We start from the raw sequence: 16,533 nt of genomic DNA, 5'->3' as shown, positions 1-16,533 counted from the left end.
GTCAAACGCCCGAAAACTTTATTTAGAACGCCCCTGCGGCGCCGGAATTCTGGAGCGCATCTCATGACCGATACTGTCTCCCTTCATGGCCTTTCTGTTGCGCGCGAGCTCCACGACTTCGTGGTCTCGGAGGCTCTGCCGGGGACGGGTGTCGATGCGGAGGCGTTCTGGGAAGGCTTTGCTGATATCGTCCATGATCTCGCGCCGAAGAACCGCGCATTGCTCGAGAAGCGCGACGACTTCCAGCTCAAGCTCGACGCCTGGTACCGCAAGCATGGCGCGCCGCACGACATGGCCGCCTACAAGGCGTTCCTGAGCGAGATCGGATATCTGGTCCCCGAGGGGCCGGCGTTCTCCGTCACGACCGAAAACGTCGATCCAGAGATCGCCACCGTCGCCGGGCCGCAGCTGGTGGTGCCGGTGATGAATGCGCGTTATGCGCTGAACGCCGCCAATGCGCGCTGGGGTTCGCTCTATGACGCGCTCTACGGCACCGATGCGATCCCGGATGCCGACGGCGCCGAGAAGACCAAGGGCTACAATCCCAAGCGTGGCCAAAAGGTCATCGCCTGGGCCAAGGCCTTCTTGGACGCGTCCGCACCGCTGGCGTCGGGCAGCTGGAGCGACGTGACCGGGCTTGCGATTGTCGACGGCAAGCTCGTGCTGGCCAGTGCATCCGGTTCGGTTGGGTTGGGCGATGCCAAACAATTCGCCGGCTATCGTGGCGAGGCCAACAACCCCGACGCGGTTCTGCTGGTCAAGAACGGCCTGCATGTCGAGGTGGTGGTCAACCGCGACAGTGCCATCGGCAAGACCGATCCGGCCGGCATCTCCGACATGATCCTGGAATCGGCTTTGACCACCATCCAGGACTGCGAGGATTCGGTCGCGGCAGTGGACGCCAAAGACAAGGTCACCGTCTACCGCAACTGGCTCGGCCTGATGAAGGGCGATCTGTCGGAAAGTTTTGACAAGGGCGGCAGGACTGTCATCCGCAAGCTCAACGCCGACCGTGAGTACACCGGCGTCGATGGCAAGACCGTCTCGCTGCCCGGCCGCTCGCTGATGCTGGTGCGCAATGTCGGTCACCTGATGACCAATCCCGCGATCCACGACCGTGACGGCCATGAGGTGCCCGAAGGCATCATGGATGCGGCGATCACCGCACTGATTGCCCTGCACGACGTCGGCGCCAAGGGCCGCAAGGCCAACTCGCGAAAAGGCTCGATGTATGTCGTCAAGCCGAAGATGCATGGCCCCGAAGAGGTGGCCTTTGCCGTCGAGATCTTCGACCGCGTCGAGCGCCTCGTCGGCATGCCGCGCAAGACCATCAAGATGGGCATCATGGACGAGGAGCGGCGCACCACGATCAACCTCAGGGAATGCATCCGTGCCGCCAAGGAACGTGTGGTGTTCATCAACACCGGGTTCCTCGACCGCACCGGCGATGAAATCCACAGCTCGATGGAAGCCGGCCCGATGGTGCGCAAGGGCGACATGAAGCAGGCGCCATGGATCATTGCCTATGAGGCCTGGAACGTCGACACCGGGCTCGAATGTGGCCTGTCGGGCCATGCCCAGATCGGCAAGGGCATGTGGGCGATGCCCGACCTGATGGCAGCGATGCTGGAGCAGAAGATCGCTCACCCACGCGCCGGCGCCAACACCGCCTGGGTGCCGTCGCCGACGGCAGCGACGCTTCATGCCACCCACTACCACAAGGTCGACGTGCATGCCGTCCAGGCCGAGCTGAAGAGCCGGCCCAAGGCGCGGCTCGACGACATCCTGTCGGTACCTGTGGTCGTCCGTCCCAACTGGACGCCCGACGAGATCCAGCGCGAGCTCGACAACAATGCGCAGGGCATCCTGGGTTATGTCGTGCGCTGGATCGACCAGGGCGTCGGCTGTTCCAAGGTTCCCGACATCAACGATGTCGGGCTGATGGAAGACCGCGCCACCTTGCGCATCTCGTCCCAGCACATCGCCAACTGGCTGCGCCACGACGTCTGCTCGCACATCCAGGTGATGGATTCGCTGCAGCGCATGGCGGCGATCGTCGACCGGCAGAATGTCGGCGATCCGCTCTACAAGCCGATGGCGCCGGAGTTCGACCAGTCGACCGCCTTCCGCGCCGCCTGCGACCTCGTCTTCGAAGGCCGCGCCCAGCCCAACGGCTATACCGAACCGGTCCTCCACAAGCGCAGGCTCGAACTCAAGGCGAAGGAACGGGGCTGATCATTGCCAACGGAATGCCAAGCAGTCCGTGGTAGCCTATCTCGTATGACAGCGTTTCTTCACGCCCCCCTCTGCCCTGCCGGGCATCTCCCCCACAAGGGGGGAGATCAGGCCTTCATGCCCGCCTCAGCTAATCAACTGCGACGCAAAGGAAACTTCTTAAGACCTTGCAGAGCGCGCGGTAGGCAGCACTTGCTGATCTCCCCCATCGTGGGGGAGATGGCCGGCAGGCCAGAGGGGGGCGCGAAAGAGCTCGCCATACCCGCAAGGTACTGGGCATCATGATCCTGCTCGCCATCGACTGTGCCGCCAGCCTCTGTGCCGCCAGCGTCTACGATGTCGGCGCCGGCCGCGAGCTTGGTCGCTCCGTGCGCGACCTCGGCAAGGGCCATGCCGAGCATCTGATGGCCGTCATCGACGAGGCGTTGGCGCAGGCCGGCAAGACATATTCCGACCTCGGGCGCATTGGCGTTTCCATCGGCCCCGGCTCGTTTACCGGCGTGCGGGTTGCTGTATCGGCGGCGCGTGGCTTCTCGCTGGCGTTGAAAATCCCGGCAGTCGGCGTGACGACGCTGGAGGCATTGGCGGCCGAAACGCGCGCGGCGCTGGGGCCATGCAAGGTGCTTGCTGCCCTTGATGCCGGGCGTGCGGAACTGCATGCCGCCGTCTATGATGAAAACGGACAAGCGGTTCATGAACCGGCGGTCCTCACGCTCGATGAGGCCGAAACCATCGCCGCAGCGGAAACGATGGCGCTGGCCGGCACCGCGGCGAAGCTGATCGCCGGCGCTGCCGCCGGCATGGACATCACATTAGGGCCCGTGTCGGCCACCGCCGACATCGGTACCTATGCCCGTATCGCCGCCGGCAAGGCTGGCGATGGCGAGCGGCCGAAGCCGATTTATCTGAGAGCACCGGATGCCAAGCCGCAGGCTGGCTTCGTGCTGCCTAGGGAACAGAAATGAAACTGCCGTTCTGGCCGCTGAAGCGCGACTACGCCCTCGAACTCCTGACCATTGGCGACAGCGCCGCCATCGCTCCCTTGCATCGCGAGGATTTTGTCAGGCCCTGGTCGGGCGAGGAGTTCTCGCAGCTTCTGGAACAGGATACGGTGTTCGGCTTTGCCGTCCGCGAGGTCGGCCACGGCACGGAAGCCCCTGCCGGCTTCGTGCTGGCCAGGCTCGCCGCCGGTGAGGCGGAAATCCTGACCATCGCGGTGTCGCGCGCGCACCGCCGCCACGGGCTGGGCTGGCGCTTGATGGACGCCGTGCTGCGCGAACTGCATGCCCAGCGCGCCGAGGCGCTGTTCCTCGAGGTCGACGAGACCAATGCGCCGGCGATCGCGCTCTACCGCAAGTTCGGTTTCCACGAGGTCGGCAAGCGCCCCAATTATTACCAGTCGGCCCAAGGGGCGACGGGCGCGCTTGTCATGCGGCTCGATCTTCGCTAGCCAGAAGCCCGAAATTAATAGGGCATCGAGCACTACATGATCGGAAAGATCCGTACGGGGCTCGCGCTCTTCTGGATGGTTGCGGCCTCGCTGGTGCTGGTGCCGCTGCAGGTCATCTCGATGAAGACCGGCTTGTGGCCGGAAACCGTGATCCTGAAGCTCTGGCACCGCGCCATGCTTTGGGCGCTGGGCATGCGCGTGCATGTCGTCGGTGAGATGGTGAAGACCCGACCGCTGATGATCGCCTCCAACCACATCTCCTGGACCGACATCATGGCTATGGGATCGCGGTTCGACGTCACCTTCATCGCCAAGTCGGAACTGAACGGCTGGCCGATCTTCGGCTTCCTGTCGCGGCTGCAACGCACCGTCTTCATCGAGCGCGAACGCAAGCGCAAGTCCGGCGACCAGGCCAGCGAGATCGCCAGGCGTCTCGCCGCCGGCAACGCCATGGTGCTGTTTGCCGAAGGCAGCACCGGTGATGGCAACATGCTGTTGCCGTTCAAGAGCACGCTGTTTGGCGCCGCCTCGATGGCGATCGCCGAAGGTGCCGCCGAACATGTCGTCATCCAGCCGGTGTCGATCGCCTATACCCGCATCCATGGCATTCCGCTTGGCCGCCAGCATCGCCCGCTTGCCAGCTGGATCGGCGACATGGACCTGGTGCCGCATGTCGGTCAGCTGCTCGCCGAAGGCGGGCTGGACGTCGAGATCCGCTTCGGCGAGCCGATCGACTTTTCCGCCAGGTCGAGCCGCAAGGAAGCGACGCGGCTGATGGAAGAGCGCGTCCGCGACATGATGCAACAGTCGCTCGGTCAGCCGCTGCCGGTGCGCTGAGCATCCGCCGGTCAACGGGCGGCGTGGCCCTTCGAGAGATGCAGGCCGGGCCAACGCAAACAGACAAAAAGCCCCGACCGGAGCCGGGGGTCTGATTGTTTGCTGTCGATCAGAACTTCTTGATGAGGCCTATACGGATCATGTGAAGGTTGTCGGACACGTCATAAGTTTCATCGAAACCATCGGTTTCGATGTGGGAGCCAAAGTCCGAGTAAGCATAGTCCAGGCGCCCGACCCAATCTCCCGCGAATGCATGCTCGATGCTCGCGCCGATCGTGAATCCTGCACGGGCACCGTCTCCGAAGATCGAGGAGTCAGGATCCGGCTCGCCGTTCACGCCGCCGTCTATGTCGCCATAGCCATAGTCGATGTCGGCAACGATTACACCGGCCCGGGCAGTGATAAGGGTCTGGTCAATGGCGAAACCAAGACGGCCTGCCAGACTGCCGTACAATCCATACTCGCTGCGGGCAAAGTAGTCATCGCCATCTGGAAACCAGAAGTCATCCTTGGCACCGAGATAGCCAACCTCGCTTTCCACACCAAAGACCAACTGATCTCTTTGCCAGTTGTAGCCGGCTACGGCTCCCCCGGCAAAACCCTTGGGGCCGAGGTCGGCTCTATCTTCGGGCGCGGACCCATCGAAGCCGTTATCGCTGATCGCGGAAGAGTCTCCAGTTCCATAACCGAGCAACACGCCGGCATAGAACCCTGACCAGTTGTACGTAGCGGAGCCTGCTTCGGTTGCTACGCTGTCGGCAGCACCAGCTGCGGTTACGATCGCCAGCATCGCCGCAGTTGCCGCAAGAATCTGTCTCATCGAAAAGCCCCCAGAACTCAAGCTGATCTAGATGTACATACCTGCGTGGTTGAGAGAAAGCGTTTGCTTTCTCACAGGTTGCAGAGGGGCGATGATAGTTGCTTTCCTGCCACATCAAGTTCCGTCGGCAGTTGCTGCATGTGAGCCTCAGCGGTCTTGCCTCGCGGGAGGTCGCGCTGCCACGTCCCCCATCCAGGGCTGGCGGCCTAAACCGTCTGTTTTTTGCCGCGGAAAGGCGCTAAGAGGCGCCGCATGGAAATCGACGATATCGCTGAAATCATTCCGGCCGGCACTGCCGCCGCAGCAAAGGGCGCTGCCAGGAAGGTCTTCATCAAGACCTATGGCTGCCAGATGAATGTCTACGACTCGCAGCGCATGAGCGATGCGCTCGCTGCCGATGGCTACGCCGCGACCGAGACCATCGACGACGCCGACCTGGTGTTGCTCAACACTTGCCACATCAGGGAAAAGGCCGCCGAGAAGGTCTATTCGGAGCTTGGCCGCCTGCGCCAGCTCAAAGCCGAGCGGGCCGAGGCCGGGCGCGAGATGATCGTTGGCGTCACCGGCTGCGTCGCCCAGGCCGAGGGTCGCGAGATCATCCGCCGTGCTTCGGCGGTCGATCTCGTCGTCGGGCCGCAGACCTATCACCGCCTGCCCGAGGTGGTGAAGAAGGCACGCGGCGGCCAGAAGGTGGTCGAGACCGAATATGCGCTCGAGGACAAATTCGAGCACCTGCCGCAGCCGCGCAAGGCCGAGGTCGCCCGCCGTGGCGTCACCGCCTTCCTGACCGTCCAGGAAGGCTGCGACAAGTTCTGCACCTTCTGCGTGGTGCCCTATACCAGGGGCTCTGAGGTGTCGCGCTCGGTCGCCCAGATCGTCACCGAGGCCGAAAGGCTGGCTGAAGCAGGCGTGCGTGAGGTCACCTTGCTTGGGCAAAACGTCAACGCCTGGCACGGCGAAGGCGCCGACGGCAAGGAGTGGGGGCTTGGCCGTCTGCTTTACCGGCTCGCGGAAATCCCCGGCATCGCCCGGCTGCGCTACACCACCAGCCACCCGCGCGACATGGACGACGAGCTGATTTCAGCACATCGCGACCTGCGCGCCCTGATGCCCTATCTGCATCTGCCGGTTCAGTCTGGCTCGGACCGCATACTCAAGGCGATGAACCGCAGGCATACTGCGGTTGATTATCTCAAGCTGATCGATCGAATCCGCGCTGCCCGTCCCGACATCGCCATGTCGGGCGATTTCATCGTCGGTTTTCCCGGCGAGACGGATGCCGATTTCGAGGCTACAATGGAAATCGTGCGCCAGACCAATTACGCCTCGGCCTACACGTTCAAATATTCGCCGCGTCCCGGCACGCCGGGCGCCGACATGGACGGCCATGTCGAGGAAAAGGTCAAGGACGAGCGCCTGCAGCGGCTGCAAAAGCTGATCACCGAGCAGCAACACGCCTTCGCCGACGGGCTGGTCGGACAGACGATTTCGACGCTGATCGAAAAGCCGGGTCGCCAGCCTGGGCAGATCGTCGGACGGTCGCCATGGCTGCAGCCGGTTATTGTTGATGAAAAGGCCGGCGAAATCGGTGACATTGTTGATGTGCGAATCACGAAGACAGGCACCAACAGCCTGTTCGCCGAGGCGGTCTGATCGGCCGTACGGCAGATGAGGAGAGACGGTTGAGCGCTGCTGAACTCAAGAACCTGCCCTCCGGGGCGTCTGACATGGCGCACATCGTACTGACCTTCGACAACAACAAGCTAGCCAGTGCGCTTTATGGCCAGTTCGACGAGAACCTGGCCCGTCTCGAACAGAAACTCGGCGTCGACATCCGCTCGCGCGGCAACCAACTGACCATCAAGGGCAGCGCGACTGCTGCCGAGCAGGCGCGACGGGCGCTCGATCATCTCTATGCCATCCTGCAGAAAGGCGGCGAAGTGGCGCAATCCGACGTAGACGGCGCCGTGCGCATGGCGGTTGCTCCCGACGACCAGCTGACGCTGCCGACGCTGGAGCGCAAGGGCAAGATGGCCGCCGCCCAGATTTCGACCCGCAAGCGCACCATCTATGCCCGCTCGCTCAACCAGGACGCCTATATGCGGGCGCTGGAGCGCGCCGAGCTCGTCTTTGGCATTGGCCCTGCCGGTACCGGCAAGACCTATCTGGCGGTGGCGCATGCCGCCATGCTGCTCGAGCGCGGCATGGTCGAGCGCATCATCCTGTCGCGTCCGGCGGTCGAAGCGGGCGAACGCCTTGGCTTCCTGCCCGGCGACATGAAGGAAAAGGTCGATCCCTATCTGCGCCCACTCTATGACGCGCTCTACGACATGATGCCGGCCGACAAGGTCGAGCGCGCCATTGCCGCGGAAGTGATCGAGATCGCGCCGCTGGCCTTCATGCGTGGCCGCACGCTGGCCCATTCGGCCGTCATCCTCGACGAGGCGCAGAACACCACCTCGATGCAGATGAAGATGTTCCTGACCCGTCTCGGCGAGGGCTCGCGCATGATCATCACGGGCGACCCGACGCAGATTGACTTGCCGCCCAACACCAAGTCGGGCTTGGTCGAGGCGCTGCGCATCCTCGACGGCGTGCCGGGTGCTGTGACCGTGCGCTTCAACGACGCCGACGTTGTTCGCCATCCGCTGGTCGCCGAGATCGTCAGAGCCTATGACCGCGACGGCAAGGTCGCGCGCGGCCTTGGCACCGAGGGTTGATCGGGAAAAGTTTTGGTCATGCCTGACAAGAAAACACCGGCGTCCGCCGTTGCGGCGGGCGCTCTCGACATTGACTTGATGATCGAGGAAGGCGGTTGGCCGAACGAAGATACGCTGCGCGCAATCGTCGACCGGGCGGTGCCTGCTGCCTTGGCCGAGGCAGAGGTCAAAATCGTCGACGGCGTCGAGCTCAGCCTGGTTTTCACCGACGACGACGCCATCCAAAGCCTCAACGCGGAATGGCGTGAAAAGGACAAGCCGACGAACGTGCTGTCCTTTCCGGCCTTCCCGATGGCTCCGGGCGACGCTTTGCCGCCGATGCTCGGCGACATCGTACTTGCCTACGAGACGGTGAAGCGCGAGGCCGAGCTTGAAGGCAAGCCGCTCGAAAACCACATAACCCACCTCATAATCCACGGACTCCTGCACCTTTTGGGGTATGATCACGAGACCGACGAGGAGGCCGAGGAAATGGAAACCCTCGAACGCCAGGCACTGGCGAGGCTTGCCATTCCCGATCCCTACGCGTAACAGGGACGAACAACGACCGGAAGACGATGAACGACAAGCAAGAGACTGCCGCCACGCCCGATACGGGAACCGCGGCAAAGGCCTCCGACCAGACCGAGGACGGACCTAGTAGCAGTGCGCCGTTACAAGCGACGCACGACCCCCAGGCCGAGCGGCCAACATTCATCGAGCGGTTGAGCCGGTTTTTCCGCCACCGCAGCAACGGCACCAATATCCGTGAGGAAATTGTCGACGCACTGGCCGAAACCGGCAGCGACGTCGATTCGTTTTCGCCCGGCGAACGCGCCATGCTCAACAACATCCTCCGGCTTCGCGAAGTCAGGGTCGAGGATGTCATGGTGCCGCGCGCCGACGTCGAGGCGATCGAGCTGTCGACGACCCTCGGCGAATTGCTTTCGGTGTTCGAGCAGTCGGGCCATTCGCGCATGCCTGTCTATGTCGAGACACTCGACGATCCCAGGGGCATGGTCCACATCCGCGACGTGCTGGCTCACATCACCCGTGGCGCGCGTGTCAAGAAGGGCAGGGCGCGCAAGACGCAAGCCGCCGACATGCAACTGGATCTCGCCCAGGTCGACCTCAAGCGCACGATCGGTGACCTCAACCTGATCCGCACGGTGCTGTTCGTGCCGCCGTCGATGCTGGCCTCCGACCTGATGAGCCGTATGCAGGCGACGCGCACCCAGATGGCGCTGGTCATCGACGAGTATGGCGGCACCGATGGTCTCGTCTCGCTCGAGGACATCGTCGAGATGGTCGTCGGCGACATCGAGGACGAGCATGACGACGACGAGCCGATGATTACCCAGGCCGGCGATGGCGTCTATGTCGTCGACGGCAAGGCCGAGATCGAGGAAGTCGCCAAGGTTCTCGGCGAGGAGTTCTCGCCCGGCGAACACAGCGAATATGTCGACACCATTGGTGGCATGATTTTCAACGCCCTCGGCCGCGTGCCGGCGCGAGGTGAAGTGGTGCAGGCGATCCCAGGCTTCGAGTTCCATGTGCTCGACGCCGACCCGCGCCGCGTCAAGCGCGTCCGCATCGTCCACAGTGTGAAGAGCGAGCGCCGCCGTCGCGCCAAGGCTGAGCAGGCGTGAGCCTGTTCCCGCCGGGCGGCCCGCCATTTGGTGCCGCCCTGCGGTGCTGCTACACCTTCGATCCGTGATTCTGCGACGAGGGCACGGATGGAGCGTCATGCTGGGCGGATAATTCTGCTGTGGGGATGGAAAAGGGCGCTTGTAGCCTTTGTGGCCGGCGCCTTTGCCGTCCTCGGTCAGGCGCCTTACGATTTCTTCGCCGCCTGCTTCGTCTCCTTTCCGATCCTGGTCTGGCTGCTCGACGGTGCCGTCGCCGACAGGCCGGCGGGTTTCATCCGCCGCCTCATGCCGGCCTTTTCCACCGGTTGGTGGTTCGGCTTCGGCTATTTCCTCGCCGGTCTCTGGTGGGTCGGCGGCGCATTGCTGGTCGAAGCCGAGAGTTTTGCCTGGGCGCTGCCTTTCGCCGTCGTCGGCATCCCGCTGATCCTGGCCTTTTTCTACGGCTTCGCCGCCGCATTGGCACGGCTGTTGTGGAGCGACGGCATTGGCCGCATTGCAGCGCTTGCCTTCGCCTTCGGCCTGATCGAATGGCTGCGAACCTTCCTGTTTACCGGATTTCCGTGGAATCCGCTCGGCTTCGCCGCCATGCCCGTGCCTTTATTTATGCAGAGCGTGACGATCGTAGGCGTCACGGGCATGAACGTGCTGGCCGTCTTCGTCTTTGCCATGCCGGCGCTGCTCGCCGACCAGCGTAACCTCAAGCACGGCACAGCCCTTGCTGCAGTGCTGGTCGCGGCCCATGCCGGATATGGCTATTTCAAGCTGTCCAGGCCGGCACAGCCTGCCGGGCGGACGCTCAATGTCCGCATCGTGCAGCCCAATATCGACCTCAGTGAAAAATGGGACGGCCGCGTCCGCGACCGGATCTTTGCCAGCATGCTGCACCTCTCGGCCGAAGCGCCCAAGACGGGTGCGAAAAAGCCGGACCTGATCATCTGGCCCGAAACTTCGGTGCCGTTTCTGTTCACCGAACGGCCGGATGCGCTGGTGGCGATCGGCGACATGCTGGGCGACGGCCAAACCTTGATGGCCGGCACCGTGCGCGCCGAAGGCGAATCGGTAGCCGGCGCCGACACCCGCTATTACAATTCCGTCGTCTCCATCAACGACAAGGGCGAGATCGTCGATGCCATCGACAAGGTCCATCTCGTACCCTTCGGCGAGTACATCCCTTTCGCCGGACTGATGGAGCGGATCGGGCTGACGCAGCTCGTCGCCGGGCCGATGAACTTCTCCGCCGGCACCGACCGGCGACCGCTCGAGCTGCCCAGCGGCATCAAGGCATCAGCCTTCATTTGTTATGAAATTATCTTTCCCCGCATGGTTGCAGTTGACGCAGCGTCAACTGGGATTATTGTAAACGTGACCAACGACGCGTGGTTTGGTGACACTCCGGGCCCCTACCAGCACTTCCGGCAGTCGCAGGTCCGCGCGGTCGAAAACGGGTTGCCGGTCCTGCGCGCGGCCAACACAGGAATTTCCGGCATTGTCGACCCGAGCGGGCGAGTTGTGGATGCACTTGCGATGAATGTTCGCGGCACCATCGATGTCTCGCTTCCGGTGGCCGCCATTGGCGCTGCCTCGCCGTTTTCGCGCGTTAACGCTTTCCTGATCATGTTGTTGATTGCCGTAGCGGCAAGTGGCTTGAAGCTCAGACAGAGGCTCAGGGCGAATTGACACTGCGCTTGTTAGAAACTCATATGTCGCCGCGCAGCCAGAAGCTGTGCCAATCAACGTCTGCACCCGGACGCAATAAACTGCCCTGAATGGGGTGCCTGCCCAAATAATAAGCTGGAAAAATCCGGCGAGGAAAGACAGTGGAAAAAGAGAACAAGAAAAAGCCAAATCCGACCGACGTCTACGTCGGCGGACGCATTCGCCTGCGACGCAATATGCTTGGAATGAGCCAGGAGAAACTTGGAGAGAGCCTCGGCATTACTTTTCAGCAAATCCAGAAATATGAAAAAGGAACAAATCGTGTCGGAGCGAGTCGCCTTCAGGCCATCGCTTCCATCCTGAGCGTTCCGGTTGCTTTCTTCTTCGAGGATGCCCCCGGCGCCGAGGGCGGCGAGCACAAGGGGCTGTCGGAAGATTCGTCCACGTCTTTTGTGGTCGATTTTCTCTCGAGCGCCGAAGGCCTCCAGCTCAACCGCGCTTTTGCCCGGATCTCCAACCCCAAGGTTCGGCGCAAGGTTATCGAGTTGGCTAAGGTCCTGGCCGACGACGAAGACCAGTAGCAGCGCAGCGTTGCGCGTCCCGCCGGATGCGCGAGCCGCGCCCCGACTGCCCGAAAATCGCTTCTGATCTTCGGGCCGATGCGCGAGTGCGACGGCGATGCGCCGTCGCAACTCCCTTGCATTAACAGCGCTTCCGCGATGAAGCCTGCTTGACGAGGTCTGGCAGGCTTCGCTAACACGTGTCGCGCCAAATGATCGGCATCGCGCCGATCGCTTTCTAGAGGGGACATCCCGTGCAGCGGCAGAATTATCTTTTCACCTCCGAGTCCGTATCCGAAGGTCACCCCGACAAGGTGTGCGACCGCATTTCCGATGAGATCGTCGATCTCGTCTATCGTGAAGCCAAAAAGACCGGCATGGATCCGTGGAAGGTCCGCGTTGCCTGTGAAACCCTGGCAACCACCAACCGCGTCGTGATCGCCGGCGAAGTTCGCGTGCCGGACACGCTGCTGAAGAAAGACAAGAACGGCCAGGTCGTGAAGGACGCCGCCGGTCATCCGGTCGTCAATCCGTCCAAGTTCAAGTCGGTGGCCCGCAAGGCCATCCGCGCCATCGGCTACGAGCAGGCCGGCTTTCACTGGAAGACCGCCCGCATCGACGTGCTGCTGCACGGCCAGTCGCCCGACATCGGCCAGGGCGTCGACAGCGCCGCCGACCGCCAGGGCGAAGAGGGTGCCGGCGACCAGGGCATCATGTTCGGTTATGCCTGCCGCGAAACGCCCGACCTGATGCCGGCGCCGATCTATTACAGCCACAAGATTCTCGAACTGCTGGCTTCGGCCCGCCACGAGGGCCAGGGCGATGTCGGCAAGCTCGGTCCGGATGCCAAGAGCCAGGTCACCGTGCGCTACCAGGACGGCAAGGCCCATGAAGTCACTCAGATCGTGCTTTCGACCCAGCACCTCGACGGCAGCTGGGATTCGGGCAAGGTCCGCAAGGTTGTCGAGCCCTACATCCGCGAAGCCCTTGGCGACCTCGAGATCGCCAACGACTGCAACTGGTACATCAACCCGACCGGCAAGTTCGTCATCGGCGGTCCTGACGGCGACGCCGGCCTCACCGGCCGCAAGATCATCGTCGACACTTACGGCGGCGCTGCCCCGCATGGCGGCGGTGCGTTCTCCGGCAAGGACACCACCAAGGTCGACCGCTCCGCAGCCTATGCCGCGCGCTACCTCGCCAAGAACGTCGTTGCGGCCAAGCTTGCCGACCGTTGCACCATCCAGCTGTCCTACGCCATCGGCGTTGCCCAGCCGCTGTCGGTCTATGTCGACCTGCACGGCACCGGCAAGGTCGACGAGGCGGTGCTGGAGGATGCGCTGCGCCAGGTCATGGACCTGTCGCCGTCGGGCATCCGCCGTCACCTCGACCTCAACAAGCCGATCTATGCCAAGACTTCGTCCTACGGCCATTTCGGCCGCAAGGCCGGTCGCGACGGTTCCTTCTCCTGGGAGAAGACCGATCTGGTGAAGGCACTCAAGGACGCCGTTGCTGGCAAGGAAGCGGTCGCCGCCTGAGGCGACCGTAGGACCACCAATGGAACAGGAACCGCGCCGCAGCCGCTCGACGGAAGCCTTCTTCGGGCGTCGGCGCGGCAAGCCCATCCGCCCCTATCAGGCGGAGGCGCTTGAGCAAGGATTGGCACGCCTCGGCATTGACCTGGGCGTGGCCGCTCCCGCCGATCTTCGCACCATGTTCGAAGCCGACGTTTCGAAGGTCAGGCTCGAGATCGGTTTCGGCGGCGGCGAACATCTTCGCCATATCGCTGCGAACAATGCCGATGACGGCTTCATCGGCATTGAGCCCTTCGTCAACGGCATGGCCAAGATGGCTGCGGCGCTGCATGAAAAGCCGCTCGCCAACATCCGGCTCTACGACGAGGACGCTACCCAATTGCTCGACTGGCTGCCGGAGGCCTCGGTCGACGGCATCGACCTGCTGTATCCCGACCCGTGGCGCAAGAGAAAGCACTGGAAGCGCCGTTTCGTCAGCCCGGTCAATCTCGACCGCTTCGCCCGCGTGCTGAAAAGCGGCGCGAAGTTCCGCTTCGCCTCGGACATCGACACCTATGTCAACTGGACCCTGCAGCACTGCCGCGCCCACCCTGCCTTCGACTGGCAGGCCGCTGATGCCAAGGACTGGCACACCCCTTATGAAGGCTGGACCCGCACCCGCTACGAAGCCAAGGCCATCCGCGAGAACCGCACTCCGGCCTATCTGACCTTCGTCAGGACGTAGGCGCGATCCGTCCTCCCCTTGTGGGAGAAGATGCCCCCAATGGACGGATGAGGGGTGTTGGATGAAGCGCGGCGACGTCATCCCGGCCGAGCGGCGCGAGAGCCGGGACCCATTGACTGGATCATCGTGATGGGCGGCCAGGTCCTTGCTTCGTTGGCCTCCATTGATGCAACCGCAAGCCAGATCCCGGCCGTGCTCATCAATGGTCCCGGACAACCTGCGCTTCGCTAAGTTTTCCGGGATGACGAGCGCTCCTGTTCGGGCTGCTAGGCGTCGGGGGCCTTCCCGAACGCCACCCTGACCCTGAGCCCACGGCCATCGGCCCCGGCCAACAACTCCAGCCGGCCGCCGAACAGCGAGGCGATTTCCTCGACGATCGGCAGGCCGAGACCGGCGCCGGGCTTGTCGCCGGCCCGCCCGCGGACGAAGCGCTGGCGCACGCCTTCAAGATCGGCGGGCGCGATCCCCGGACCGGTGTCCTCGACCTCCAGCACCACCTCGGTGCCGCCGTCGAGCACCTTGACCGTCGCCTCGGCGTCGTTGCCGGCATAGGCAAGCACGTTCTCGATCAGGTTGCGGATCATTTCGCCGAGCAGCATCGGCTCGCCGCGCACGAACAGCAGCTCTTCGCCCTCGAAACCAAGGTCGATGCCGGCGGCATGCGCCTGGGTGACGCGGTCGGCGGTGAGCTGCTGGGCAAGCTCGGTCAGGTTGACCGTGCCAAGGTTCTTCAGCCGGTCGGATGCCGCTTCGTCGACCTTGGCGAGCAACAGCAGCTGGGCGATGACGCGCTCGGCATGGGCTACCGCCTCGTCGCCCATCCGGGCCGCCTGCCGCGCCTCTTCCAGCGAATGAGCGCGCGAGGCGAGCGCCAGCTGGGTCCGGATAATGGTCAGCGGCGTGCGCAGCTGGTGGCTGGCATTTCCGGTGAAATGCCGCATCGCACCGAGCGCCGAGCCGAGCCGGCCCATGAAGGAATTGACCGTGTCGACGAGCCCGCGCACCTCCCTCGGCACCGACTGCTCGATCGGGTGCAGGTCGTCGGGATTGCGCTCGGCAATGGCGTCGCGCAGCCGGTAGAGCGGCCTGAGCGAGAAGGTGACGGCGAACCAGACGATCGCCGCCGCACTGCCGATCAGGATGGCGAGTCTCAGCGCCGAGCGCAGCAGGATTGTCTGCGCCAGCTGGGTGCGGGCGATCGTCGTTTCGGCAATGGTGACGACGAACGGGATCGAAGTCGCACCCGTCGAGGCGGCGCGGGACAGTGAAGTGAGCCGGATCGGCTCACCGCGGAAGCTGGCATCTTCATACCCGCTCTCTTCGAGCTCCAGCCCGTTGATGACGGGCAGCGTCTGGTAGCCGGTGATGAAGCCGTCGGGGCCGTCGACGCGGTAGAAGACGCGGTCCTGAGCCGCCGAGGTCAGCATTTCGAGCGCGACATAGGGGATGTCGACCTCCAGCGCCCCGTCCTCGGCCACCACCACGCGCTCGGCGATTGCCAGTGCCGAGCCGGCGAGAACGCGGTCGGAGACGGCGTTGGCCGTTTCCACAGCTTCGTTGTAGGTGTCGGCCAGCGCAATCAGGCCGAGGGCGACCAGCGGCACAAGGAGCCACAGCAACAGCCGTCGGCGGAGCGAATAGGGCCGCGTCCGCGCCATCAGGGGTTTTGGATCTTTTCGAGATAATAGCCGATGCCGCGCGCGGTCCTGACTGTCAGGCCATAGGGCGCCAGCCGCTTGCGCAGGCGGCTGACATATTGCTCGATGGCGTTGGCGCTGAGGTCCTCGTCGAAACCGGCCAGCGATTCGATGATCGCCTGCTTGGCGACGACCTTGCCGGCGCGCATGAACAAAGTTTCGAGCAGTGCCAGTTCCCGCGCCGGGATGTCGATGGCCGCCCCGTTCGAGGAGAAGCTGCGTGTGTTGAGGTCGAGCTGGACCTCGCCGAAGCTGACTGTGGCGGCCTTCAACCCGGCGCGGCGGCGCAGCAGCGTGCGGACACGCGCCTCCAACTCGCCGACGTCGAAGGGCTTGACCATGTAATCGTCGGCGCCGAGGTCGAGGCCCTTGACCCGCTCGTCGAGCGAATGCCTGGCCGACAGGATCAGCACGGCGGCGTCGTGCTGGCGCCCGCGCATGGTGCGCAGCACGTCGATCCCGTCCATCTCTGGCAAATTGAGGTCGAGGATGACGAGATCGAAACGTTCGGTGGCGAGCACCGCGACAGCGGACGCGCCGTCCCCGACCACGTCGACGGCATAGCCGCTGCCCTTGAGCACCGCCGCCAGCCCCCCGGCCAGCGTCGCGTTGTCCTCGACCACCAGAATGCGCAACCCTGTTCTCCTTGCCCGCCCCATCCGAACGATGCC

15 protein-coding genes are annotated in these 16,533 nt (G+C 63.7%); 12 read left to right on the top strand and 3 right to left on the bottom strand.

Annotated features, from left to right (window positions below):
* Window positions 1–63: 63 nt before the first annotated feature.
* The 4 genes from N7E70_RS00225 to N7E70_RS00210 all read left to right on the top strand — a co-directional run bounded on the left by N7E70_RS00225 (window position 64) and on the right by N7E70_RS00210 (window position 4,522).
* Complete coding sequence (locus N7E70_RS00225; protein ID WP_263005069.1) at window positions 64–2,235, top strand: malate synthase G; 2,172 nt, start codon at window positions 64–66, stop codon at window positions 2,233–2,235.
* 281 nt (window positions 2,236–2,516) lie between these two features.
* Window positions 2,517–3,200: a tRNA (adenosine(37)-N6)-threonylcarbamoyltransferase complex dimerization subunit type 1 TsaB gene (gene tsaB, locus N7E70_RS00220; protein ID WP_154385959.1), complete on the top strand. Its 684-nt coding sequence runs from the start codon at window positions 2,517–2,519 to the stop codon at window positions 3,198–3,200.
* Window positions 3,197–3,685 carry a ribosomal protein S18-alanine N-acetyltransferase gene (gene rimI, locus N7E70_RS00215; RefSeq protein WP_067954472.1) on the top strand — a complete coding sequence of 163 codons (489 nt, stop codon included), beginning with the start codon at window positions 3,197–3,199 and terminating at the stop codon, window positions 3,683–3,685. The genes tsaB and rimI overlap by 4 nt, the downstream gene beginning before the upstream one ends.
* A 36-nt stretch (window positions 3,686–3,721) precedes the next feature.
* On the top strand, window positions 3,722–4,522 hold the full coding sequence (locus N7E70_RS00210; protein ID WP_263005066.1) for a lysophospholipid acyltransferase family protein: 801 nt from the start codon (window positions 3,722–3,724) through the stop codon (window positions 4,520–4,522).
* 109 nt (window positions 4,523–4,631) lie between these two features.
* Here N7E70_RS00210 and N7E70_RS00205 read toward each other — a convergent pair whose 3' ends face one another.
* Window positions 4,632–5,342 carry an outer membrane protein gene (locus tag N7E70_RS00205; RefSeq protein ID WP_263005064.1) on the bottom strand — a complete coding sequence of 237 codons (711 nt, stop codon included), beginning with the start codon at window positions 5,340–5,342 and terminating at the stop codon, window positions 4,632–4,634.
* A gap of 252 nt (window positions 5,343–5,594) precedes the next feature.
* Between N7E70_RS00205 and miaB the strand changes: the two genes are divergently transcribed.
* The 8 genes from miaB (at window position 5,595) to trmB (ending at window position 14,165) form a co-directional block, all read left to right on the top strand.
* Complete coding sequence (miaB, locus tag N7E70_RS00200) at window positions 5,595–6,995, top strand: tRNA (N6-isopentenyl adenosine(37)-C2)-methylthiotransferase MiaB (RefSeq protein ID WP_263005062.1); 1,401 nt, start codon at window positions 5,595–5,597, stop codon at window positions 6,993–6,995.
* A 74-nt stretch (window positions 6,996–7,069) separates the two neighbouring features.
* Window positions 7,070–8,062 carry a PhoH family protein gene (locus N7E70_RS00195; RefSeq protein WP_371746544.1) on the top strand — a complete coding sequence of 331 codons (993 nt, stop codon included), beginning with the start codon at window positions 7,070–7,072 and terminating at the stop codon, window positions 8,060–8,062.
* 18 nt (window positions 8,063–8,080) lie between these two features.
* Entirely contained in the window at window positions 8,081–8,593 is a 513-nt protein-coding gene (gene ybeY, locus N7E70_RS00190; protein WP_263005058.1) for an rRNA maturation RNase YbeY, read from the top strand.
* 26 nt (window positions 8,594–8,619) lie between these two features.
* Entirely contained in the window at window positions 8,620–9,690 is a 1,071-nt protein-coding gene (locus tag N7E70_RS00185) for a hemolysin family protein (RefSeq protein WP_263005055.1), read from the top strand.
* A gap of 87 nt (window positions 9,691–9,777) precedes the next feature.
* Complete coding sequence (gene lnt / locus N7E70_RS00180; RefSeq protein WP_263005053.1) at window positions 9,778–11,367, top strand: apolipoprotein N-acyltransferase; 1,590 nt, start codon at window positions 9,778–9,780, stop codon at window positions 11,365–11,367.
* Between the two features lie 140 nt (window positions 11,368–11,507).
* On the top strand, window positions 11,508–11,927 hold the full coding sequence (locus N7E70_RS00175) for a helix-turn-helix domain-containing protein (RefSeq protein WP_067954459.1): 420 nt from the start codon (window positions 11,508–11,510) through the stop codon (window positions 11,925–11,927).
* A gap of 233 nt (window positions 11,928–12,160) precedes the next feature.
* Window positions 12,161–13,444 carry a methionine adenosyltransferase gene (metK, locus tag N7E70_RS00170; RefSeq protein WP_067954457.1) on the top strand — a complete coding sequence of 428 codons (1,284 nt, stop codon included), beginning with the start codon at window positions 12,161–12,163 and terminating at the stop codon, window positions 13,442–13,444.
* Between the two features lie 19 nt (window positions 13,445–13,463).
* Window positions 13,464–14,165, top strand: a complete 702-nt coding sequence (gene trmB / locus N7E70_RS00165; protein WP_263005051.1) for a tRNA (guanine(46)-N(7))-methyltransferase TrmB — start codon at window positions 13,464–13,466, stop codon at window positions 14,163–14,165.
* A 266-nt stretch (window positions 14,166–14,431) separates the two neighbouring features.
* Here trmB and N7E70_RS00160 read toward each other — a convergent pair whose 3' ends face one another.
* Window positions 14,432–15,823 (bottom strand): sensor histidine kinase, encoded by a 1,392-nt coding sequence (locus tag N7E70_RS00160; protein ID WP_263005049.1) that lies wholly within the window; start codon window positions 15,821–15,823, stop codon window positions 14,432–14,434.
* Window positions 15,823–16,497: a response regulator transcription factor gene (locus tag N7E70_RS00155; RefSeq protein WP_154385949.1), complete on the bottom strand. Its 675-nt coding sequence runs from the start codon at window positions 16,495–16,497 to the stop codon at window positions 15,823–15,825. The genes N7E70_RS00160 and N7E70_RS00155 overlap by 1 nt, the downstream gene beginning before the upstream one ends.
* Window positions 16,498–16,533 lie beyond the last annotated feature (36 nt).

The organism is Aminobacter sp. NyZ550, from assembly GCF_025628925.2.
GTDB lineage: Bacteria > Pseudomonadota > Alphaproteobacteria > Rhizobiales > Rhizobiaceae > Aminobacter > Aminobacter ciceronei.
The sequence above is the reverse complement of the archived record's forward strand: the minus strand, read 5'-3'. Positions and strand labels throughout refer to the sequence as shown.

Coding starts and splice junctions, on each gene's coding strand:
- N7E70_RS00225 (WP_263005069.1), top strand. CDS start 64: ATGACCGATACTGTCTCCCTTCATGGCCTTTCTGTTGCGCGCGAGCTC.
- tsaB (WP_154385959.1), top strand. CDS start 2,517: ATGATCCTGCTCGCCATCGACTGTGCCGCCAGCCTCTGTGCCGCCAGC.
- rimI (WP_067954472.1), top strand. CDS start 3,197: ATGAAACTGCCGTTCTGGCCGCTGAAGCGCGACTACGCCCTCGAACTC.
- N7E70_RS00210 (WP_263005066.1), top strand. CDS start 3,722: ATGATCGGAAAGATCCGTACGGGGCTCGCGCTCTTCTGGATGGTTGCG.
- N7E70_RS00205 (WP_263005064.1), bottom strand. CDS start 5,342: ATGAGACAGATTCTTGCGGCAACTGCGGCGATGCTGGCGATCGTAACC.
- miaB (WP_263005062.1), top strand. CDS start 5,595: ATGGAAATCGACGATATCGCTGAAATCATTCCGGCCGGCACTGCCGCC.
- N7E70_RS00195 (WP_371746544.1), top strand. CDS start 7,070: ATGGCGCACATCGTACTGACCTTCGACAACAACAAGCTAGCCAGTGCG.
- ybeY (WP_263005058.1), top strand. CDS start 8,081: ATGCCTGACAAGAAAACACCGGCGTCCGCCGTTGCGGCGGGCGCTCTC.
- N7E70_RS00185 (WP_263005055.1), top strand. CDS start 8,620: ATGAACGACAAGCAAGAGACTGCCGCCACGCCCGATACGGGAACCGCG.
- lnt (WP_263005053.1), top strand. CDS start 9,778: ATGGAGCGTCATGCTGGGCGGATAATTCTGCTGTGGGGATGGAAAAGG.
- trmB (WP_263005051.1), top strand. CDS start 13,464: ATGGAACAGGAACCGCGCCGCAGCCGCTCGACGGAAGCCTTCTTCGGG.
- N7E70_RS00160 (WP_263005049.1), bottom strand. CDS start 15,823: ATGGCGCGGACGCGGCCCTATTCGCTCCGCCGACGGCTGTTGCTGTGG.